A 19693-nucleotide genomic window follows, 5' to 3' on the forward strand; every position below is an offset into this window, starting at 1 on the left:
TTTTCTCGCCGCCGATCCAATCCCCGAATCAGCTCACTCCCTCGCAACCCCTCAATATCCCTTCCTCCCGAAGGAGCCGCGCATTCTAGCGAAACCATAGAACACGTCAAGCCCTTTTTACAGACCACCCCGCACAGAAAAGTCCAACACCTCATACAAGACGAATCCGCGCAAAACGACGCTTGCCAACCTGGTAAATGTGCTCGCTACCCGCGGCACAGGTCAGCTGAGCATCGTCGACGCGCACGCCATCGATCTTCACCGCGCCTTGACGGATCATCCGTATGGCCTCCGAGGTGCTGGCAACCAGCTGGGCGTCTTTCAGGAGATTCGCGATCGGCAGCAAGCCGGCCTCGCCGCAAGCAAGATCGAGCACATGGATATCCTCGGGCAGGGCGCCGCGCTGGAATCGGGCGATGAAGGCCTCTCGCGCCTTGCCCGCCTGCTCAGCACCGTGGAAGCGGCTTACCAACTCGGCTCCCAGCTCGAACTTGATGTCGCGGGGATTGGCACCCTCTTCGACCGAGCGTCGCCACGCATCGATCTCCGACATGTCACGGAAGCTCAGCAGTTCGAAGTAACGCCACATCAGGTCGTCCGAAACGGACATCACCTTGCCGAACATCTCCTCGGGCGGATCCGCGATACCAATATAGTTACCGAGGGATTTCGACATCTTTTGGACACCGTCGAGCCCCTCGAGGATCGGCAGGGTAATGACGACCTGAGGCTCCTGCCCATAGAGCTCCTGGAGCTGCCGACCAACGAGCAGGTTGAACTTTTGGTCCGTCCCACCCAACTCCACATCGGCCTTCAGCGCAACCGAGTCATAGCCCTGGATCAGTGGGTAAAGGAACTCATGGATCGCAATGGGCTGACCGGATTTGTAGCGCTTGGAGAAATCATCCCGCTCAAGCATGCGTGCAACGGTGTGCTGAGCCGCAAGCTGGATGAGGCCGGCGGCACCGAGCTCGTCGAGCCATTCTGAATTGAAGACAACGCGGGTGCGCTCCGGATCGAGAATCCGAAATATCTGATCTTGATAGGTCGCGGCATTTTTCTGGATGTCTTCCCGCGACAAGGGTTTGCGGGTCGCACTCTTGCCGGTCGGATCACCGATCATGCCGGTGAAGTCGCCGATGAGAAACAAGACCTCGTGCCCAAGATCCTGAAATTGACGCAACTTGTTGATGAGCACCGTGTGGCCGAGGTGTAAGTCCGGCGCCGTGGGGTCGAACCCCGCCTTGATGCGCAGCGGGCGTCCTTGCATCAGCTTCTTGCGCAAGGCCTCCTCTAACAAGATCTCTTCTGTGCCGCGCCGAATCAGCGCGAGGGATCGCTCGAGTGAATCCATCTTCGGTTCGTCTGTCTCAGGCTTTGATGGGGCGCCGCCGCCGGCGCGGAAAGCGCGAGAGCGTACGACGGGCTCAAGAAGGAGACAAGGGCACTACCCGCGTTGACGCCCACCTCTGGCACCAGCCGGCCTTGTTCAAAGACGCGAATTCCGACTACACTAAGGCCAAGAAAAATCTTTGATTTCCTTGATATTGCGGCTTCTTCATGATTCGCGATTACAAATTCCAGAGAACCGAGTGGACGCTTAGAAAGAAGCGCAGGCTCAGTCGTCGGAGCCTGGTCAAATTGCTGCTGCTCCTTGCTGCGGTGGGGGCCAGTTATTCGGCCTACCTGCTGATCACGGCAGCGCCGAGCGATCCTCAGGAAGCTGCGCCCGTCGTGCAGCAGGATTCGCGTGAGTCGCAGTTCATCCAGCTGCAGCTCCCGCCCAACCCTCAAGCCGACTCGACACCCGCGACGCCGGACCAGAAACCTTGACACTCGACGGGCTAGCCAGCCTCCAGCGATAGGGGCACTTTCGATCCTTGCCCCTCCCTGCGCACTAGCGTCCGTCTGAGAGACGGCCTTGAAGACACGCCGCAACAAAAGCCTCGCGCAAGGCGGCATCCTCTCGATTGACGGCGCTTCTACTGGGACATCCCTCGACAAGCGCGAAGGACTCCGGTTCGGCCGCGAAACCGCGCGTCGGGGGGAGGCCCCGCGACGACCCTCATTTCAAGAGCCGATCTATCGACGCAATTCTCCGCTTCGCCACGCCCCCAACTCCGAGGTCAGGCCGAGAAGGATGAGCCGCATCCGCAAGTCGTCGTCGCGTTCGGATTTCTGATGACGAACTGCGCCCCCTGCAACCCTTCCGTGTAGTCGATCTCGGCGCCCATGAGGTACTGCATACTCATAGGATCGACGACCAGGGTGACGCCATCGGTAACGATCTCCGTATCGCCCTCCTGGACGTCTTCATCGAACGTAAAGCCATACTGGAATCCGGAGCAACCCCCGCCCTGGATGTAGACCCGCAACATCAAACTCGGATTCCCTTCCTCGCGGATCAACTCGGCGACCTTCGAAGCGGCCGAGGAGGTGAAGACCAAATCTGCATCTAGAGTCATTTCGGCGGTCATGGTGGATTCATCCTCACTGGTAAGCCTATCGGAAGAAGGTGCGTCTGACATGACGGCGGTTCAAGCCAAACGAAGCGGGCTGCGCAGAACCCCAGCATTCGCAGAACGACGAGGCGACTAACTTGAACGCCAACCAGCTCGGGCTGCGCGCGCAGAGACGACGCTAGGGACGGCGATTTGCCGAGGCGCGCCCTACCGAGGCCCGACGTCGATTCATTGAGCGCTCAGCTCCCACGGCAGCATGACCGAGGTCGAAAGCAGAAGATTGGAGTTCGGCTTGATGTTGACGACGATGGCCTTCGGCTCAACATCCGGCGGAATCTCGAGACTCCCCTGAAAATTCTGGAAGTGCTCGAAATCCATACTCAGACTCTTGGGATCAGCCGATGGCAGGTCGCCGAGCCCGAGAGAAAGCGTTTCGTCATCGCGCGTACCCTCGACGGTCAACTGCACGCTGCCTGTGGATTGCCCGAACCCCTGAACCAGCTGCGTGATCGTGAAGGCATAAAGAAATTCCCGCGGAGTAGCCCCCTGCGAGAGGCGCATGTCATAGACCTGAATCGCCCCCTTGCCGCCGGTCTGAACCAATCGCTTCAGATAGGTCAACTCGCGGTTCACCTCCAGCCGGGCATCCTGCGCCTGCTTGAGCTCGTCCTTCAGGACGCGCGTCGCCTCTTGGTCGATTTGTGCCGCCCGCTCGAGGATCACCCGCTGGCGCTCGGACTCCGCCAGCAGGGCGCGCAGGGTATCGCGTTCTTTCAGGAGATGGACACGGAGGGAATCAGGAGAGGTCACGCCGCTGACCGAATCCGAGGCGCCTCCGCCACCCAGCTCGAACCCGATCAGGAAAATGGCGGCCACCACGAGGGTGAATGCGCCGGAGGCCAGTAGCCGAAAGGAAAGTCGCTGGAAAGAATCCGGCATGTCCTGCCAGCTAGGGCAAGAGGGCCAAGGCCCCAAGCCCCGTCGACTCCTCGACGCCGAACATCAGATTCATATTCTGCACGGCCTGCCCAGCGGCTCCCTTGACGAGATTATCGATGACCGACTGCACGATCACGACAGGGCCGTCGCCCGGGCGAGAAACGGCGATCCGACAGACATTCGAGCCGCGCACCGAGCGCGTGTCCGGATGTCCTCCCGGCATCAGATCAATGAAAGCCTCACCAGCATAGCGTTCGGCGTAGAGACCTTCGAGATCGACCGCCGGGTCCAGCAGTCGCGCATAGAGCGTCGCCTCGATCCCCCTGATCATTGGCACCAGGTGAGGAACGAAGGTCAACCCGACATCCACCCCGCCGAACAACTTGAGGTTCTGCGCAATCTCGGGGGCATGCCGGTGTCCACCGACGGAGTAAGCCTTGAAGCTCTCACCGACCTCGGCCATCAAGAGGCCGGTCGTGGCTTTGCGGCCCGCACCGCTGACCCCAGACTTGGCGTCCGCAATCAGCCAGGACGGATCGATGACCCGAGACTCCAGGAGTGGCAAGAAGCCGAGGGTGACCGCTGTCGGATAGCAACCCGGATTGGCGACGAGCCGAGCGTCCCGGATCGCCGCGCGATTGATCTCAGCCAAACCGTAGACGGCCTCATCGAGTAGGTCTGGGCATTGATGAGGCATGCCGTACCACGTCTGCCAGACGGACGCATCCTTGAGCCTGAAGTCGGCTGCCAGATCGATCACCCGCGCACCACGGTCGAGCAATTGCGGCACCGTCTGCATGGCGGTCCCGTTCGGCGTGGCGAAGAAGACGAGATCGCACTCGGCCAAGGCCCCGGTATCGGGCTCAGTGAAGCGCAAATCGAGATGGCCGCGCAGATGGGGGAACATCTCGGCCACAGATTGACCCGCCTCGCTCCGAGACGTGATGACGTCCACAGAGGCCGAGGGGTGCCGCGCCAGGATACGCAGCAGCTCGGCGCCCGTATATCCGGTTCCTCCGACAATACCGACCCTGATCATGTCAGGCATGGGCTCCTGTTCAATGCATCTCTCGAAATGCCAAGTCGCCGCCCTCAGCGATAACGCCGCATCGACGGGAGTCACGCGTCATTTGAGTGCCGGGGCGTCGACGCGATCCTCGCGACGGAGGCGTCACCCGAGGTCTGCAATACGGGGCGCGCGAAGGCATGATCTTTGGCCCGTTGACCGCGGGAACGTACTCAACCGACACGAACTCGCACCCCTAGACCGGGACCTCTTCGGCGCCTGGCTGAGTCGCCGGGCCTTGGTCGGTCATGAGGGACGAGATCGCGCCGTCAGGCTCAGGTTAGGAGCAGCCGCCCCCGGAAGACGACGACGAGCCACAGCTTCCGCAGCCACCGCCGATCTGAGGCAGATTATTGAAGACGAAGGTGGCATTACCGTCGCCCTGGTCGACGAAGTCGATCTCGACCCCGCGCAGGTACTCGAGGGTGCCATCATCGACGACGACCTTGAAGCCTTCGTAGGCGAGCACGCCGTCATCATCACCGATCGCGTCGGTGAAGGTCATGCCGAAGCTGACGCCACTACACCCACCAGCCGTCGCGAAGACACGCACGGCCTGAACACTGTCGTCCACCTGTTGAAACAAGTCGGTCATCTTGGCCTGGGCCGGCTGAGTCAGCGACAACTCCGACTCACTGAGGGCTGCGGACATAGCTTCGGATCCTCTAGAATCTTGCAAATCGATTCATTAGACTAGCAGAAAGTGGCACGGAAATTCCAGCGCACAATACAAGGTTAAGACTCGCCCGTTGCATGCTCGCCGAGCGTCGCGAGATGGCGCTGCGCATCAATGAGGTGCCGTCCCCAGTGCTGCTCATAGCCGCTCGCCCAGGCCGCCAGCGCACAGCTCGGATCCAGCTCAAAGAGCCGCAAACCTTGCTTCAGCTCGCAGTAGATATCGGTGAGGTCGTCAGCCAAGCTGCCCGTCATGGCACCTCGACCCTCGGCCGCGCAATCGAACTCGAGCCAATAACCATCGCGCTCACCGAGCAACCCGCGCAGCAGGGTGAAGAGTTCGAAGCGCGCGTCCAGATCCACCGGGTCCAGATAGTCGACATATCCATAGTCGGCATCGACGGACGTGATCGCGGCATGCAACCGAGGGAGCAAATCCGCCACGTCCCGGAGCCATTGGCAGCGATCATCCGACACACCGTCGATCAGCGCACAGTAGCGCCGCGCCAATGTGGCGACTTCGGAGTGGGTTCCGGACTCCGGCGCCGGGCCTAGTCTTGTCATCGCGTCCATGCCACGGAGTTTAGCTGAGTTTGAGCGTTTCGGTCGAAGCCGCAGGGCGCAGTTCGTCACAATTCAGGGCCATCAGACCAGCACCATGTCGAAGTCTTCCTTGCCTACCCCGCATTCCGGACATTTCCAATCTGCGGGGACATCTTCCCATTTGGTCCCCGGCGCGATACCGTCCTTCGGCCAACCCTTGGCTTCGTCATAGACCAAACCACACACGAGACACTGGTACGATTTCACGTGACTGCTCCTGATCGAAAGTGCCAGCGTGTTCTGGATTGCGTCCGTCACGGCTGGCGAAAGCCCGAAAATTAATCTGACTCAAAATGTCTGGTTTTCTGACGGCGTTTCAACTGGATGCCGCCGCTCTGCAGGACGTCGGCTCAACGCCGACCTTCCGGCCTATACCGCCCCGCTAGAGGCCCCGCTGATGGAACCCAACGACGTCCGCCCCAAATCACGGGCAGAGCAGGAAGGAATCGCGCTGAAGGAGCGACCCGTCGTGCTCTGCGCTGGCGGTCACGACCCGACTGGAGGGGCCGGGATTCTAGCAGATGCCGAGGCCGTACAAGCCGCGGCGGCCTTCGCAGTGACGCTGATCACGGCCCTCACGGAGCAAGACACCTGCGGCCTGAGGAACATGTATCCGCAACCACCGGAGCAGGTCGAGTCGCAGTGCCGCCGACTCATCGCGGACAGCGCGCCACGCGCGCTCAAGATCGGCTTGCTGGGCAGCTCGGGAATCGTCCGCATCCTCAGCCGGATCATCGACGAGCACACCAAGCTCCCGGTGGTGCTGGATCCGGTCCTGGCAACCGGCACCGGACAAAACCTGGTGGATGCCGCCCTATTGAACCAGCTTCGCCAGCACCTGCTGCACCGCTGCACACTGATCACGCCAAACCTGCCCGAGGCCCGCACGCTGACAGACGCGCGATCCCCGGACGAGTGCGCGGCACGCCTGCTGGGCGCCGGCGTCCGCTGGGCACTGATCACCGGCACCCATGACGACACCGAGCAGGTGACCAATCGCCTCTACGGGGCGAATGGCGTCCAACGGACCTGGGACTGGCCCCGCCTTCCTCACGCCTACCACGGCTCCGGCTGCACGCTCGCCAGCGCAATCGCCGCCCGGCTCGCCTGGGGCATGGAGATGCAGGAGGCTGTCGCCTCCGCCCAAGAATATACCTGGCAGGCGCTCAAGCACGCCTTCCGCACCGGCCACTGCCAGCTCACGCCCAACCGGCTGTACCATCTGATCCCGCGTGACCACTCCACCTGACTCGATGCATGGCATGACCCACCGCCCACGCACGCACCAGAGGCTCCGCGGCCTCTACGCCATCACACCAGAGACGACGACGCACCCGGTCGCGCTCGCCGACCAGGTCGCCGCCGCGATACAGGGCGGAGCCAGGGTCATCCAGTACCGCGACAAGCGCGCGGATTCACACCGCCGACGCGCTGAAGGCTCGGCCCTGCTCGCGCTCTGCAAGGCAGCCGGCGTACCGCTGATCATCAACGACGACCTGCAGCTCGCCCTGGCGCTGGGCGCCGACGGCGTGCACCTGGGTCGCGACGATCCAGACCCGCGCGAGGCGCGCGAGCAGCTCGGAGCAGACGCCATCATCGGTGTTTCCTGCTATGACCGGCTCGCACTCGCCGAAACGGCACAGGCCCAGGGCGCCAGCTACGTCGCCTTCGGAAGCTTCTTCCCGTCGCCCACCAAGCCCAAGGCGGTCAGACCGAGCCCCGATCTCTTGACGGAGGCGCATGCACGCCTGGAGATTCCACTGGTTGCGATCGGCGGAATCACATCACAAAATGGCGGATTACTGATTGCAGCGGGCGCCGACATGCTCGCGGTCGTGAGCGGCGTCTTCGCGCAGCCCGACATCGCCGCCGCCGCCCGCGCCTACACCAACCTGTTTCCCACGGAGACCCCCTGATGAGCCGATCCCACGACCTCTTCCAAGCCGCACAGCGCCACATCCCCGGCGGCGTCAACTCGCCGGTCCGCGCCTTCCGCGGCGTGGGCGGCGACCCCATCTTCTTCGAGCGTGCCGAAGGCCCCTATGCCTTCGATGCCGACGGCAACCGCTATGTCGACTATGTCGGTTCCTGGGGTCCGATGATCCTGGGCCACGCCCATCCCGAGGTACTGGCCGCGGTGCGCGAGCGCCTGGACAAGGGCCTCTCGTTCGGCGCCCCGACTGAACTCGAAACCACCATGGCCGACAAGGTGTGCGAGCTGGTCCCGAGCATGGACATGGTGCGCATGGTCAGCTCCGGCACCGAGGCGACCATGAGCGCCCTGCGCCTGGCGCGCGGCTACACCGGGCGCGACAAGATCGTCAAGTTCGAGGGCTGCTACCACGGCCATGCCGACTCCCTTCTGGTCAAGGCCGGCTCCGGCGCCCTCACCCTGGGCGAGCCCAGCTCGCCGGGCGTCCCCGCCGCGCTCGCGGAGCTGACCATCACGCTGCGCTACAACGACATCGAGCAGGTCCGCGAGACCTTCGCCGAGATCGGCTCCGAGATCGCCTGCATCATCGTCGAGCCGGTCGCCGGCAACATGAATTGCATCCCGCCGGTGCCGGGCTTTCTCGAAGGGCTGCGCGCGGTCTGCGATCAGTATGGCGCCGTGCTCATCTTCGACGAGGTCATGACCGGCTTCCGCGTCTCGCTCGGCGGTGCCCAGCAGCACTTCGGCATCACGCCCGACATGACCGCGCTCGGCAAGGTGATCGGCGGCGGCATGCCAGTCGGCGCCTTCGGAGGCAAGCGCGAGATCATGTCGCGCATCTCGCCGCTCGGCCCCGTCTATCAGGCCGGCACGCTCTCCGGCAATCCGATCGCCATGGCCGCCGGCCTCAAGACGCTGGAGCTGATCTCGGCCCCGGGCTTCTACGCGCAGCTGGCCACTACCACCAAGACCCTGCTCGCCGGCCTGCAGGAGCGCGCGGATGCCGCTGGCATCCCCTTCACGACCAACCAGGCCGGGGGTATGTTCGGGCTCTTCTTCACCAGCGAGCCGGTGACCAACTTCGAGCAAGCCATGCAGTGCAACCAGGATCACTTCAAGGCCTTCTTCCACGGCATGCTGGAGCGCGGCGTCTATCTCGCGCCCTCGGCCTTCGAGGCCGGCTTCGTGTCCATCATGCACGAGGACGCGCAGATCCAGGCGACACTGGACGCGGCAGCGGAAACCTTCGCCCAGATCGCCGCGGGTTGAGTCGAAGGACTGACCAGGCGGATGGACCAAGGTTCTAAATAGATAGGATTGACAGGATTGTTCCGGATTCACGGGATTCCGAAAAGGCTTTTGCCTATCCTGCCGGGGCGGCCGCCAAGACCGCCCCGGTTCCTGTCGACGACGGACTGGGCATACAGACCCGAAGGAGACTGCCCCGACGCAGCGACCATCGCAAACGGCTTCAGCCCCACCGAAGGCCGTGACCTCACCACCGGAGAAGCAGAGCATGGGCTACCAGACCCTCTACGACCGCTCGATGAGCGACCCGTCCGCCTTCTGGGCCGAAGCGGCGGAGCTGATCGATTGGGACAGACCTTGGGATCGCGTGCTGGACGACAGCAACCCACCCTTCTATCGCTGGTTCAGCGGCGCCAAGCTCAACACCTGTTACAACGCCGTCGACCGCCACGTCGCGGCGGGTCGCGGCGACCAGGCGGCCATCATCCACGACAGCCCCGTCACGCATTCCAAGACGACCATCACCTATGCTGAGCTGCACGCGCAGGTCGCGCGCTTCGGCGGGGCGTTGAAGGCCCTGGGAGTCGAGAAAGGCGATCGGGTCATCATTTACATGCCCATGGTGCCCGAGGCGGTCATCGCCATGCTCGGCTGCGCCCGCATCGGCGCCGTCCACTCGGTGGTCTTCGGCGGCTTCTCCTCCCGCGAGCTGGCCACGCGCATCGACGACGCCAAGCCCAAGGTCATGGTCGCCGGCTCCTGCGGTATCGAGCCCAACCGGGTCGTCCACTACAAGCCCTTGCTGGACGCCGCCATCGAGCAGGCGGAGAACAAGCCCCAGCACTGCATCATCCTGCAACGCCCAGAGGAGCCTGGCACCCTGGTCGCCGGGCGAGACCTCAACTGGGAGGAGGCCATGGCCGCCGCCGAGCCGGCCGACTGCGTCTCGGTGGAGGCGACGGATCCGCTCTATATCCTCTACACCTCCGGGACCACCGGGCAGCCGAAGGGCGTGGTCCGCGACACTGGCGGCCATGCCGTCGCCATGGCCTGGAGCATGGGCAACGTCTACGACGTCAAGCCAGGGGAGGTCTTCTGGGCCGCCTCGGACGTCGGCTGGGTGGTCGGGCACTCCTATATCGTCTACGCCCCGCTGCTCATGGGCTGCACCACCATCGTCTACGAGGGCAAACCGGTCGGAACGCCCGATGCCGGCGCCTTTTGGCGCGTCATCCAGGAGCACAAGGTCGCGGTCCTCTTCACGGCGCCCACGGCCTTCCGCGCCATCAAGCGCGACGATCCGAACGCCGAGCATCTCAAACGCTATGATCTCAGCGGCTTTCGCGCCCTCTTCCTGGCCGGAGAGCGTTGCGATCCGGACACCCTCAACTGGGCCGAGCAGAAGCTCGGGGTGCCGGTCATCGACCACTGGTGGCAGACGGAAACCGGCTGGGCGATCGCGGCCAACTGCCTCGGCATCGAGCAGCTTCCAGTCAAGCCGGGCTCACCGACACGCGCTGTGCCGGGCTATGACGTCCAGGTCCTGAACGACGAGGGCAACCCTGTCGAGGCTGGCGACATCGGGCGCATCATGATCAAGCTGCCCATGCCGCCCGGCTGTCTGCCAACCCTCTGGGGCAACGATACCCGTTTCGTTCAGTCCTATCTCTCCACGCAGCCGGGCTACTATCTCACCGGTGACGCGGGCTACATGGACGAAGACGGCTATCTCTTCGTCATGAGCCGCATCGATGACATCATCAACGTCGCCGGCCACAGGCTCTCGACGGGAGGAATGGAGGCCGTGCTGGCCTCCCACCCGGATGTCGCGGAATGCGCCGTCATTGGCGCCGCCGACCAGCTCAAGGGCGAGCTGCCGCTCGGACTCGTGGTGCTCAAGTCGGGCGTCGACCGCGACAAGGCGGAAATCGCCAGGGAGCTGGTCGGCCTGGTGCGGGATCAAATCGGCCCGGTCGCGGCTTTCAAGACGGTCGCCGTGGTGGACCGACTGCCGAAGACGCGCTCCGGCAAGATCCTGCGCGGGACCATGAAGGCCATTGCCGACGGCAAGGAGTATCGCTTGCCGGCCACCATCGACGATCCCGCCATTCTCGACGAGATCACCTCGGCGCTATCCGCCATCGGTTACGCAAAACACGGCTGATCGCGTCACGCCAAGGGAGCCGGACCGGCCCATGCGCCGGTCCGGCCCGATGAACGCGATGAGATCCCGGCAGCGCCCAGCTCCGCCAGACTGAACCGTCCTCAGAAGTGCAGAATCCCGGCCTCGAGGAGTCCGACGAGGATCAGGTAGATCCCGACCACATAATTGAGGATGGCCGGCTTGATCAAGATGAGCACGCCAGCGACGATGGAGATCACCGTCATCGGGCGAATGGCCTGGCCGTAGAAGAAATGCAGGACGCCGAGCGCCCCGATGAGAAGCAGATAGGCCGCAATGGCGTAGTTCAGAACGCGGGGCACCAGCAGGATGACCAAGCCGGCAATGATGGCCACCACGGCCTGCATCGGCCAATGCTGCAGCATGTTTGGAATATCCATCCAAGCCTTCCTTTGTGTAAGCCCAAAACGTCGGTTCGGACGGCACGCGGGGCAATGCCCGCGATGCGGCAAGGCAACGCCCAACACGATGCGTGCGGGATGAAAACATGTTTCACCGATCGATCCAAGTCGCTCCGCAAGCGCTCGGAGGCACCCATCCAAAGCGCGAATCACAGCGACGGATGCACGGCCGGCCAGGGCACGAGCAGCACGAACACCCTCGCGGACCAAGGCATGACCATCAGGCACGACGATCCCGGTGAGGCGCGCCCGACGCTCGCCGTGCGCACCTTGATCTTCGCGCGAGCGCCTGTCCCCGGTCAGGTGAAGACCCGACTCATCCCCGCCTTGGGAGCCGCTGGCGCGGCCGCGCTGCATCTGCGGCTCATGACCGACCTCATCGACCGGTTGAGCACGGCGGCGCTCACACCGGTGGAACTCTGGGTCACACCGAACCTCAGCCACCCCCGCTTCGCCGATCTCGCGCACCGCTATGCGCTGAGTCTGCACCAGCAGCACGCGGGGGATCTGGGTCAACGGCTCGCCAGCGGCGCACGCGCCGCACTGACCCGCGCCGACGCAGTCGTCCTCATAGGCACCGACTGCCCTGGGCTCTCGGCCGAGTACCTGGGCCAGGCGATCGAGCAGCTGCGCCGGCGCGACGCGGTTCTCGGCCCAGCCCTGGACGGCGGCTATGTACTGCTGGGGCTGAGGCGCCTGTCTCACCGGCTTTTCGAGGGCATTCCCTGGGGAGGCGCTGAGGTCGCCGAGCTCACCCGCCAACGCCTTCGGGAGCTGAACTGGAGCTGGTCCGAGCTGAGTCCCTTGGCCGACATCGACCGCCCGGAGGATCTCGCCCACCTGCCGCCAGGGCTCCATCCCGCCTGTGCGACACCACCGAACTGATCAGCGCCGACCAGGTTCCCAACGGTTGCCGTCATCGGGGGTTTTTGCTGAAGTGGCGGCGCAGTCGATCCGACGCCCCATCTTGCCGCCCAAAGATTGTCGACAATAAGATTGACAATATCCCAAAAAAAGCTAATTTATGGCGAAAGCACAGGAACAGTGTCGACAACTTGCCATGTCCATCACCGCCGAAGCTTTACCCGAGGTCACCGCGACCATTGCGGACCGCATCTTCGATCAACTACGCCAAGCCATCGTCGAGGGCGAGATCCCGCCTGGCAGCAAGATCAGCGAGCCAGTCCTAGCGGCCCGTTACGGCATCAGCCGCGGCCCCTTGCGCGAAGCCATGCGCCGGCTGGAGTCGAGCAGCCTGGTCGAGCGCAAACCTAATGTGGGCGCACGCGTCATCACCCTCACCAGCGAGCAGCTGCTGGAGATCTACGTGATTCGCGAGGCGCTCGAGGGCATGGCCGCCCGTCTCGCGGCCGAGCACATGTCCGACGCGGCGATCGCAGACCTCAAGCGCCTGCTCACCCGGCACCGCACCGATGTCGCCCAAGAGGAATGGCAGACCTATTTCCAGAAAGAGGGCGACCTGGACTTCCACTTCAGGATCGTCCAGGGCAGCGGTAACCGCCGCCTGATCAACATCCTCTGCAACGATCTCTATCACCTTGCGCGCATGTATCGCTGCCAGTTCGGGATGAAAAGCGACCGCGCCCGAGACGCCCTCAAGGAGCACGAACTCGTGGTCGAGGCGATCGCGGAACGCGACGGCGAGCTGGCGGAATGGCTGATGCGCCGCCACATCCGCAAATCACGCAAAGCGACCGAGCGACGGCTCGCCGCCATGCAGGAATGACCCCCGGACGAAGACGCCGGATTGCACTTCTCGAGTCCGGGGCGCCAACGCCACCGGACTCAACAGACGAGGCCACTAGCATGACCGAAACGATGACCCCAGGCGCCAAGCTACGCCGCGCCGTCCAGGAAGAACACCCCTTGCAGGTGGTCGGCGCAATCAACGCCTATCACGCCAGAATGGCCGAGCGCACCGGCTACCGCGCGCTCTATCTCTCCGGCGGCGGCGTCGCGGCGGGCTCCTACGGCGTACCCGACCTCGGCATGACCAGCCTGGACAACGTGCTGGAAGACGTCAGCCGCATCACCTACAGCACCGACCTGCCCCTGCTGGTCGATGCCGATACCGGCTGGGGCAGCGCCTTCAACATCGCCCGCACGGTCAAGCAGCTGATTCGCGCCGGCGCCGCCGGCTGTCACATCGAGGACCAGGTCGCCGCCAAACGCTGCGGGCACCGTCCCGGCAAAGCCGTCGTCTCCAAGGAGGAGATGGTCGACCGCATCAAGGCCGCCGTCGACGCGCGTACGGATGATTTCGTCATCATGGCCCGCACCGACGCCCTCGCCGTCGAAGGCATGGACTCCGCGATCGAACGCGCCATCGCCTGCGTCGAAGCCGGCGCCGACATGATCTTTCCGGAGGCCATGACGGAGCTCGCCCAATACGCGCACTTCAGCGCGGCGGTCAAGGTGCCGGTGCTCGCCAACATCACCGAGTTCGGCGCGACGCCGCTCTTCAAGACGGACGAGCTGGCCGGCGCCGGCGTTTCACTGGTGCTCTATCCCCTCTCGGCCTTCCGCGCGATGAACCAGGCGGCGCTCAACGTCTACCAAGCCATCCGTCGCGACGGCACTCAGGCCAATGTCGTCGACACCATGCAGACCCGCATGGCGCTCTATGACTACCTGGATTATCACAGCTTCGAGCAAAAGCTCGATGCGCTCTTCGCACAGGGACAGGCGGAAGACTAGCGATCATGCGGGGCCCGGCCCCGACGAGCACTCACAGCCCCACGATTGGATCCGTTCCGGCCGCGATCCAGGCCGGAGACCACGCCGACACGAGGAGACAGGACCCATGACCGAGAACCAAGAGAGCCAGCTGCCCAAGCCGAAGAAGTCCGTCGCACTCTCCGGAACCGCCGCCGGCAATACCGCCATCTGCACCGTCGGGCGCACCGGAAACGATCTCCACTACCGCGGCTATGACATCCTGGATTTCGCCGACACCGCGGAGTTCGAGGAGATCGCCTTCCTGTTGATCCATGAGCGACTGCCCACGCAGAGCGAGCTCGTCGCCTACAAACACAAGCTCAAGTCCCTGCGCGGCATCCCCGCGGCCCTGAAAACGGCCTTGGAGCAACTGCCCCCGTCCGCCCACCCGATGGACGTCATGCGCACCGGCTGCTCCGTCCTAGGCACCCTGGAGCCCGAGAAGGACAGCATGCCGGTCGCGGCGGCGCGCGACATCGGCGATCGGCTGATCGCGTGCTTCGGCTCCATGCTGCTCTACTGGTACCACTTTGCCCACAATGGGCGCCGCATCGAGGTCGAGACCGACGACGACTCCATCGGCGGCCATTTCCTGCACCTGCTGCACGGCCACACACCGCGCCCGGAGTGGGTGCGCGCCATGCACACCTCGCTCATCCTCTACGCCGAGCATGAGTTCAACGCCTCCACCTTCGCCGGTCGCGTGGTGGCGGGTACCAACTCGGATATGTACTCGGCCATCACCGGCGCCATCGGGGCACTGCGCGGCCCCAAACACGGCGGCGCCAACGAGGCCGCCTGCGAGATCCAGGAACGCTACGCCAATGCCGACGAGGCCGAGGCCGACATCACCGCGCGTGTCGGTCGCAAGGAGATCATCATCGGCTTCGGCCACCCGGTCTATACCATCTCGGATCCGCGCAACGAGGTGATCAAGTCGGTCGCGAAGCGGCTGTCCGATGCCAACGAGAACATGCGCATGTTCGAGGTCGCGGACCGGCTCGAAAGCGTCATGTGGGATCTCAAAAAGATGTTCCCGAATCTGGACTGGTTCTCAGCCGTGTCCTACGCCCAGATGGGCGTACCGACCGCGCTCTTCACGCCCATCTTCGTCATCTCGCGCACCAGCGGCTGGGTGGCCCACGTCATCGAGCAGCGCAAGGACGGCAAGATCATCCGCCCGAGCGCCAACTATGTCGGGGTCGAAAACCTCCAGTGGACGCCGATCGATCAGCGTTCCTAGTGCGTGCTTGAGCCGATCCCGGATCGGCTCGACGACCCATTGCTGGTCAGACAATCGCATTCTCAACAAACGGAAAGCCCTTCATGAGCACACACATCGCCGACGCCAACATGCGTCCAGCGCCCGACCAGGAATTGGTGGCCATCGCCGACTATGTCTGCGACTACAAGATCGACTCCCAAGAGGCCATCACGACCGCCCGCCACTGTCTGATGGACTCCCTCGGCTGCGCGCTCCTGGCGCTGCAGTATCCGGAGTGCACCAAACACCTCGGCCCCATCGTTCCGGGCACCAGCGTGCCGAACGGCGCCCGCGTGCCCGGCACCCAGTTCCAGCTCGACCCGGTCAAGGCAGCCTGGGACATCGGCGCCCTGGTGCGCTGGCTGGACTTCAACGACACCTGGCTCGCCGCGGAGTGGGGGCACCCCTCGGACAACCTGGGCGCCATCCTGGGCCTGGGCGACTATCTGTCTCGCAAGGCGATCGCCGACGGCGCAGCCCCCTTGAACGTGGGCGACGTGCTCCACTACATGGTCAAGGCGCATGAGATCCAGGGCGTGCTCGCACTGGAGAACAGCTTCAACCGGGTCGGACTGGACCACGTCCTGCTGGTCAAGGTCGCCTCCGCCGGCGTTGCCGCGCTGATGCTGGGCGCCGACAAGGATCAGGTGATCGACACCCTGTCTCAGGCCTGGGTCGATGGCCAATCGTTGCGCACCTACCGTCACGCACCGAACACCGGCTCGCGCAAGTCCTGGGCCGCTGGTGACGCCAGCTCCCGAGCCGTGCGCCTGGCGATGATGGTCCAGAAAGGCGAAATGGGCCTGCCCTCGGTGCTGAGCGCACCGCGCTGGGGCTTCTACGACGTGCTCTTCAAGGGCAACACGTTCGCCTTCCAGCGCGACTACGGCAGCTATGTGATGGAGAACATCCTGTTCAAGATCAGCTTCCCGGCCGAGTTCCACGCCCAGACCGCGGCCGAGTGCGCCATGACGCTGCACCCCCAGGTCAAGGACCGCATTGACCAGATCGAGCGTATCGAGCTGACCACACAGGAGTCCGCCGTCCGCATCATCAGCAAGGACGGCCCGCTCTACAACCCGGCCGACCGCGACCACTGCCTGCAGTACATGGTCGCCGTTCCGCTCATCTTCGGCCGCCTGACCGCCGACGACTACGAGGACGCGGTCGCCAAGGATGCGCGTGTCGACGCCCTGCGCGAGAAGATGGTGGTGACGGAAGACGCGCGCTACACCAAGGAATACCTGGATCCCGGCAAGCGCTCCATCGCCAACGCCGTGCAGGTCTTCTTCAGCGATGGCTCCAAGACCGAAAAGGTCGAGGTCGAGTATCCCATCGGCCATCGCCGCCGCCGCGCCGAGGGCATTCCCGTCCTGGAGGCCAAGTTCCTCGACGCACTGCGGACCCGCTTCCCCAAGGGGCAGGCCCAGCGCATCTACGCGCTCTGCCAGGACGAGCAAGCCTTGATGGCAACCCCGCTCAATCAGTTCATGGATCTCTTCATGATCTGAGCCCCGGCCTGCCCCTGCGCCCCGGCCCAGACGCGGGGCGCATCCTCAGCCCGCCGCTGTCGGCGGATGACGCGGAACCGCGCGGCGCGCCGCGATAGGACTGCGCGAGCGCAGTGACACCTGCTTGAATCGGGTAAGTCGCCACCTGGAATCGCTCGACCACAGGCAAGGTCGGCAGCACGCCGACGCTCTGCCAGAGCGCGGATGGATTGGATTGGAAGGATAAGGCGTTCGGAGAGGAACATCAGGCGAGGAGCAGCGGCTGGGCCGCTGCTCCTCGCGACTTCATCTGGCGATGCGCGTGGGAACGCCGGGGTCATCATGACCTGCATCGGGTGCCGATCGCCATCGCGTGCCATCGCATCGAGCACCGTCGCCGCGCACCGAGCCCGGCATCGTCAGATGCCGATTAGTGATCGGTCTTGTCGGAGGACGAGCGGACCAGATTCACGAAGCTCGCCTGAAGTCTCTTGGCCCAGGGTGGTTGTGTCCAGTTCCAACCGATGAGGATCCCGATCACCAGTCCAATCAGCAGCTGTATCATGCGCGTTTCCTCTTCTTCGAGTCTTGAGCGATCGCGGTCGACGCCCGGCCACCGGCAAGCACGTCTGCGGCAATCGCCTGAAGCAACAGCTCATTGCAGCCCGCCCGTCAGGACGAACCGGACGGCAGGGTATCCCAAAAACAAGGCACCAAGTAAGGTTTTTCGCGCAACAGGACGCGCGGATGGGACGAAAGACCGAGAGCGGAGGAGCGCGCCCTCAGATCTGATCTTCTAGATGGAAACCGAACAGCTCCAGCAGAATGCCGGTTAGAGCCCCACCGAGCAGGCCGCCCGTGAGACCCGGAGGGATGTCATGCAGCACCTTGCCGATCTCGTCCTGAGTACTCGCGTCCAGCATCATGGCGGTGGTCCCACCGACGATCCAGATGCTCGCCCCCACCACGGCCGCAATGAGGGCGGCAACCAGGGGTGCGGAGAGCGCATCCGGGAGCCAGCCCAGACTGCGGCTGACCAGCCAGCGCTCCGAGACCTGAAAGAAGGTGCCGACGAGCGCGACCACGCCGGCGGCCAGGACGAACATGCCGACATGCTCGCCAAGCACGGCCAGCACTATGGCAAGGACGCCTCCGGCCAGCACGCCGGCGATGAGGCCGGTCAGCGTCTCCGCCAGGGGTCGACTGCCGCTCGTGACGATCCAAGAGTAAAAACTGCCGGCGATCAGCCCCGCCAATCCGGCAATACCCACGATCGTCAACAACTCGACTTCTTGACCGGTCGCAATCAAATAGCCAATGGACGCCAAGACGCCGGCCATGGCACCTACCAGCGCGACCGGCATCGCGCTATAAAAGGCGGATGTGGTCATGGCGGCCGCGGCGGCCGCGATGACCAGAGGCTGCCAGCCCGACAGCCCGAGCACGCCGAGCACCTGATAGAGCCCTGCAAAGAGCGCTCCGAAGAGTGCACCCGCGAACCCCCAGACGAAGAGCGCCATGACGATCGCGGCAAACTGGTCCTTAGTGAACATACTTAGGTGACTCAGCGACGTTGGAACGATTGAACATAGTCTAGCCTTTCTCTGAACGCAGGCCCCAGTCGAAATTGCGATTCGACCCGCAAGCGCATCGGCCAGACAGGGACTCCAATACAGCGGCACCAGGCACTTACACTCACCCACACCGATCGCCCAGCGCATTGATGCCAAGCATGTACCAGCCCCCCGTCAATGGCACCAAAGCTCTCGTCGATGGACACACACGCGTCTATTATGACGGATACTGGATCAAGTATTACGAGGCTCCGCCGGACAGTTTCGAAGCCCGGCGCCAGCTGATTCAGGCGTTGACGCGGCGCCTGTTCAATCATGTCGAACACGGCATCAACATCCCCGGCGCGCGCTTGAAGGAAGCCCGCGAGGCCTATGAGGCCGAGACCGATACGGAGCGCAAGCGGGTCAACGGCGCCATGCTGGCCGGGGCACTGTTCAACCGCGCGGCCGACATCTTCCACAGTCTGGTCGATCTACAAACGGCGGGCGTCGAGATCGGCTCGGACCACACCCTGATGCGCGAGTGCGGGCACTGCCTCATCGAGGCACTCGAGCTCGGCAAGATGGTACGACACCGCGGCGGGGACGAGGGCATCGACGAACTCTGGGGCGAGCCCTTCAAGGCGTTCTCGATGCCGATCGAGGTCTTCTACTCCAGCCGCTACCTGAAGATCGCCATGACCATGCACGACATCGACCGCATCGCCGGGGTGATGAAAGACACCTTCGCCGACAGCCGCCAAATCCTGGACATAGCACCCCGCATCGACGAGCTCGCGGAGACGGCCAAGCGCAAGTGCGAGATCCTCAGAACCGACCCGGCGGTCTTCGACGTCTGGCCGGCGTACGTGGTCGCGAGCGAGCGGCTCTGCAACCTAGAGCCCATCCTCCCCAGCACGCACGATGCCTGCGATATCCGCGAGGCGGTCGAGGGGACACGTCTGCTGCGCGAGGGCACGGACCTGGTGAGCTTCATCGTGCGCGCGCGCGTCCCCATGCCAAAGAGCATGCGGGAGTTCATCGATCGCTGCCAACAATTCCGTCGGGCCTACATCGAGCCCAAGCTGACCGCCCTCGGCGGCCCCTCGCAGACGTCTTCCACCTAAGCCGGAGCCGC

The 19693-nt window shown here is 64.0% G+C and carries 20 protein-coding genes and 2 pseudogenes; 11 read left to right on the forward strand and 11 right to left on the reverse strand.

Annotated features, from left to right (window positions below; translation table 11 throughout):
- Positions 1-151 precede the first annotated feature (151 nt).
- Positions 152-1354, reverse strand: coding sequence for a tyrosine--tRNA ligase (tyrS, locus tag CKO23_RS08930; protein WP_200330178.1), 1203 nt, complete (start codon positions 1352-1354; stop codon positions 152-154).
- A 206-nt stretch (positions 1355-1560) separates the two neighbouring features.
- Between tyrS and CKO23_RS08935 the strand changes: the two genes are divergently transcribed.
- On the forward strand, positions 1561-1833 hold the full coding sequence (locus CKO23_RS08935) for a hypothetical protein (RefSeq protein WP_200330180.1): 273 nt from the start codon (positions 1561-1563) through the stop codon (positions 1831-1833).
- Positions 1834-2126: 293 nt separating this feature from the next.
- Here the strand turns inward: CKO23_RS08935 and erpA are convergent, their stop codons facing one another.
- The 6 genes from erpA to CKO23_RS08965 form a co-directional block, all read right to left on the reverse strand.
- Complete coding sequence (gene erpA / locus CKO23_RS08940) at positions 2127-2477, reverse strand: iron-sulfur cluster insertion protein ErpA (protein WP_200330182.1); 351 nt, start codon at positions 2475-2477, stop codon at positions 2127-2129.
- Positions 2478-2690: 213 nt separating this feature from the next.
- Positions 2691-3401, reverse strand: a complete 711-nt coding sequence (locus tag CKO23_RS08945) for a DUF6776 family protein (RefSeq protein ID WP_200330184.1) — start codon at positions 3399-3401, stop codon at positions 2691-2693.
- A gap of 10 nt (positions 3402-3411) precedes the next feature.
- The gene (argC, locus tag CKO23_RS08950; RefSeq protein ID WP_200330297.1) at positions 3412-4440 is read right to left on the reverse strand and encodes an N-acetyl-gamma-glutamyl-phosphate reductase; all 1029 of its coding nucleotides are present in this window, start codon (positions 4438-4440) and stop codon (positions 3412-3414) included.
- A gap of 307 nt (positions 4441-4747) precedes the next feature.
- Positions 4748-5119, reverse strand: coding sequence for a HesB/IscA family protein (locus tag CKO23_RS08955; RefSeq protein ID WP_200330186.1), 372 nt, complete (start codon positions 5117-5119; stop codon positions 4748-4750).
- 83 nt (positions 5120-5202) lie between these two features.
- Positions 5203-5706 carry a DUF5063 domain-containing protein gene (locus tag CKO23_RS08960; RefSeq protein ID WP_346014590.1) on the reverse strand — a complete coding sequence of 168 codons (504 nt, stop codon included), beginning with the start codon at positions 5704-5706 and terminating at the stop codon, positions 5203-5205.
- 81 nt (positions 5707-5787) lie between these two features.
- Positions 5788-5952, reverse strand: coding sequence for a rubredoxin (locus tag CKO23_RS08965; RefSeq protein WP_200330189.1), 165 nt, complete (start codon positions 5950-5952; stop codon positions 5788-5790).
- A gap of 190 nt (positions 5953-6142) precedes the next feature.
- Between CKO23_RS08965 and thiD the strand changes: the two genes are divergently transcribed.
- From thiD to CKO23_RS08985, 4 genes and pseudogenes are all read left to right on the forward strand, one after another.
- Positions 6143-6994, forward strand: coding sequence for a bifunctional hydroxymethylpyrimidine kinase/phosphomethylpyrimidine kinase (gene thiD, locus CKO23_RS08970; protein ID WP_200330190.1), 852 nt, complete (start codon positions 6143-6145; stop codon positions 6992-6994).
- Positions 6995-7007: 13 nt separating this feature from the next.
- Entirely contained in the window at positions 7008-7661 is a 654-nt protein-coding gene (gene thiE / locus CKO23_RS08975; protein WP_200330192.1) for a thiamine phosphate synthase, read from the forward strand.
- Positions 7661-8947: a glutamate-1-semialdehyde 2,1-aminomutase gene (gene hemL, locus CKO23_RS08980; protein ID WP_200330194.1), complete on the forward strand. Its 1287-nt coding sequence runs from the start codon at positions 7661-7663 to the stop codon at positions 8945-8947. The genes thiE and hemL overlap by 1 nt, the downstream gene beginning before the upstream one ends.
- 217 nt (positions 8948-9164) lie before the next feature.
- A pseudogene (locus tag CKO23_RS08985) lies at positions 9165-11090 on the forward strand (propionyl-CoA synthetase); the annotation flags it as partial.
- Positions 11091-11191: 101 nt separating this feature from the next.
- On the opposite strand, the gene CKO23_RS25530 reads toward CKO23_RS08985, so the two are convergent.
- Positions 11192-11314 carry a DUF3096 domain-containing protein gene (locus tag CKO23_RS25530; protein ID WP_242482325.1) on the reverse strand — a complete coding sequence of 41 codons (123 nt, stop codon included), beginning with the start codon at positions 11312-11314 and terminating at the stop codon, positions 11192-11194.
- A 39-nt stretch (positions 11315-11353) separates the two neighbouring features.
- Positions 11354-11488, reverse strand: a pseudogene (locus CKO23_RS26340) (DUF3096 domain-containing protein); the annotation flags it as partial.
- A 99-nt stretch (positions 11489-11587) separates the two neighbouring features.
- Between CKO23_RS26340 and CKO23_RS08995 the strand changes: the two are divergent.
- The 5 genes from CKO23_RS08995 to CKO23_RS09015 all read left to right on the forward strand — a co-directional run bounded on the left by CKO23_RS08995 (position 11588) and on the right by CKO23_RS09015 (position 17023).
- The gene (locus CKO23_RS08995) at positions 11588-12394 is read left to right on the forward strand and encodes a TIGR04282 family arsenosugar biosynthesis glycosyltransferase (RefSeq protein ID WP_242482318.1); all 807 of its coding nucleotides are present in this window, start codon (positions 11588-11590) and stop codon (positions 12392-12394) included.
- 175 nt (positions 12395-12569) lie between these two features.
- Positions 12570-13256, forward strand: coding sequence for a GntR family transcriptional regulator (locus CKO23_RS09000; RefSeq protein WP_200330200.1), 687 nt, complete (start codon positions 12570-12572; stop codon positions 13254-13256).
- Between the two features lie 80 nt (positions 13257-13336).
- Positions 13337-14227: a methylisocitrate lyase gene (gene prpB, locus CKO23_RS09005; protein ID WP_200330202.1), complete on the forward strand. Its 891-nt coding sequence runs from the start codon at positions 13337-13339 to the stop codon at positions 14225-14227.
- A 106-nt stretch (positions 14228-14333) separates the two neighbouring features.
- Positions 14334-15491, forward strand: coding sequence for a bifunctional 2-methylcitrate synthase/citrate synthase (gene prpC / locus CKO23_RS09010; protein ID WP_200330204.1), 1158 nt, complete (start codon positions 14334-14336; stop codon positions 15489-15491).
- A gap of 83 nt (positions 15492-15574) precedes the next feature.
- Positions 15575-17023, forward strand: a complete 1449-nt coding sequence (locus CKO23_RS09015; RefSeq protein ID WP_200330207.1) for a bifunctional 2-methylcitrate dehydratase/aconitate hydratase — start codon at positions 15575-15577, stop codon at positions 17021-17023.
- A gap of 409 nt (positions 17024-17432) precedes the next feature.
- Here CKO23_RS09015 and CKO23_RS26345 read toward each other — a convergent pair whose 3' ends face one another.
- Complete coding sequence (locus CKO23_RS26345; RefSeq protein WP_274600201.1) at positions 17433-17567, reverse strand: hypothetical protein; 135 nt, start codon at positions 17565-17567, stop codon at positions 17433-17435.
- 217 nt (positions 17568-17784) lie between these two features.
- A complete protein-coding gene (locus tag CKO23_RS09020) occupies positions 17785-18555 on the reverse strand; it encodes a spermidine synthase (RefSeq protein ID WP_200330209.1) in 771 nt (256 codons plus the stop codon).
- Between the two features lie 179 nt (positions 18556-18734).
- On the opposite strand from CKO23_RS09020, the gene CKO23_RS09025 reads away from it, so the two are divergent.
- The gene (locus CKO23_RS09025) at positions 18735-19682 is read left to right on the forward strand and encodes a hypothetical protein (RefSeq protein ID WP_200330211.1); all 948 of its coding nucleotides are present in this window, start codon (positions 18735-18737) and stop codon (positions 19680-19682) included.
- The last annotated feature ends 11 nt before the right edge of the window (positions 19683-19693 follow it).

The organism is Thiocystis violacea (assembly GCF_016583565.1).
GTDB classification, from domain to species: Bacteria; Pseudomonadota; Gammaproteobacteria; order Chromatiales; family Chromatiaceae; genus Thiorhodococcus; species Thiorhodococcus violaceus_A.

Excerpts from the sequence above, each read along its gene's own strand:
- CKO23_RS26345 (WP_274600201.1), bottom strand. The coding sequence starts at position 17,567 with ATGATACAGCTGCTGATTGGACTGGTGATCGGGATCCTCATCGGTTGG.
- CKO23_RS08955 (WP_200330186.1), bottom strand. The coding sequence starts at position 5,119 with ATGTCCGCAGCCCTCAGTGAGTCGGAGTTGTCGCTGACTCAGCCGGCC.
- thiD (WP_200330190.1), top strand. The coding sequence starts at position 6,143 with ATGGAACCCAACGACGTCCGCCCCAAATCACGGGCAGAGCAGGAAGGA.
- CKO23_RS08960 (WP_346014590.1), bottom strand. The coding sequence starts at position 5,706 with ATGACAAGACTAGGCCCGGCGCCGGAGTCCGGAACCCACTCCGAAGTC.
- CKO23_RS09000 (WP_200330200.1), top strand. The coding sequence starts at position 12,570 with ATGTCCATCACCGCCGAAGCTTTACCCGAGGTCACCGCGACCATTGCG.
- thiE (WP_200330192.1), top strand. The coding sequence starts at position 7,008 with ATGACCCACCGCCCACGCACGCACCAGAGGCTCCGCGGCCTCTACGCC.
- prpC (WP_200330204.1), top strand. The coding sequence starts at position 14,334 with ATGACCGAGAACCAAGAGAGCCAGCTGCCCAAGCCGAAGAAGTCCGTC.
- CKO23_RS09020 (WP_200330209.1), bottom strand. The coding sequence starts at position 18,555 with ATGTTCACTAAGGACCAGTTTGCCGCGATCGTCATGGCGCTCTTCGTC.
- CKO23_RS25530 (WP_242482325.1), bottom strand. The coding sequence starts at position 11,314 with ATGACGGTGATCTCCATCGTCGCTGGCGTGCTCATCTTGATCAAGCCG.
- hemL (WP_200330194.1), top strand. The coding sequence starts at position 7,661 with ATGAGCCGATCCCACGACCTCTTCCAAGCCGCACAGCGCCACATCCCC.
- CKO23_RS08945 (WP_200330184.1), bottom strand. The coding sequence starts at position 3,401 with ATGCCGGATTCTTTCCAGCGACTTTCCTTTCGGCTACTGGCCTCCGGC.
- argC (WP_200330297.1), bottom strand. The coding sequence starts at position 4,440 with ATGATCAGGGTCGGTATTGTCGGAGGAACCGGATATACGGGCGCCGAG.
- CKO23_RS09015 (WP_200330207.1), top strand. The coding sequence starts at position 15,575 with ATGAGCACACACATCGCCGACGCCAACATGCGTCCAGCGCCCGACCAG.
- prpB (WP_200330202.1), top strand. The coding sequence starts at position 13,337 with ATGACCGAAACGATGACCCCAGGCGCCAAGCTACGCCGCGCCGTCCAG.
- CKO23_RS08935 (WP_200330180.1), top strand. The coding sequence starts at position 1,561 with ATGATTCGCGATTACAAATTCCAGAGAACCGAGTGGACGCTTAGAAAG.
- tyrS (WP_200330178.1), bottom strand. The coding sequence starts at position 1,354 with ATGGATTCACTCGAGCGATCCCTCGCGCTGATTCGGCGCGGCACAGAA.
- CKO23_RS09025 (WP_200330211.1), top strand. The coding sequence starts at position 18,735 with ATGTACCAGCCCCCCGTCAATGGCACCAAAGCTCTCGTCGATGGACAC.
- erpA (WP_200330182.1), bottom strand. The coding sequence starts at position 2,477 with ATGACCGCCGAAATGACTCTAGATGCAGATTTGGTCTTCACCTCCTCG.
- CKO23_RS08995 (WP_242482318.1), top strand. The coding sequence starts at position 11,588 with ATGAAAACATGTTTCACCGATCGATCCAAGTCGCTCCGCAAGCGCTCG.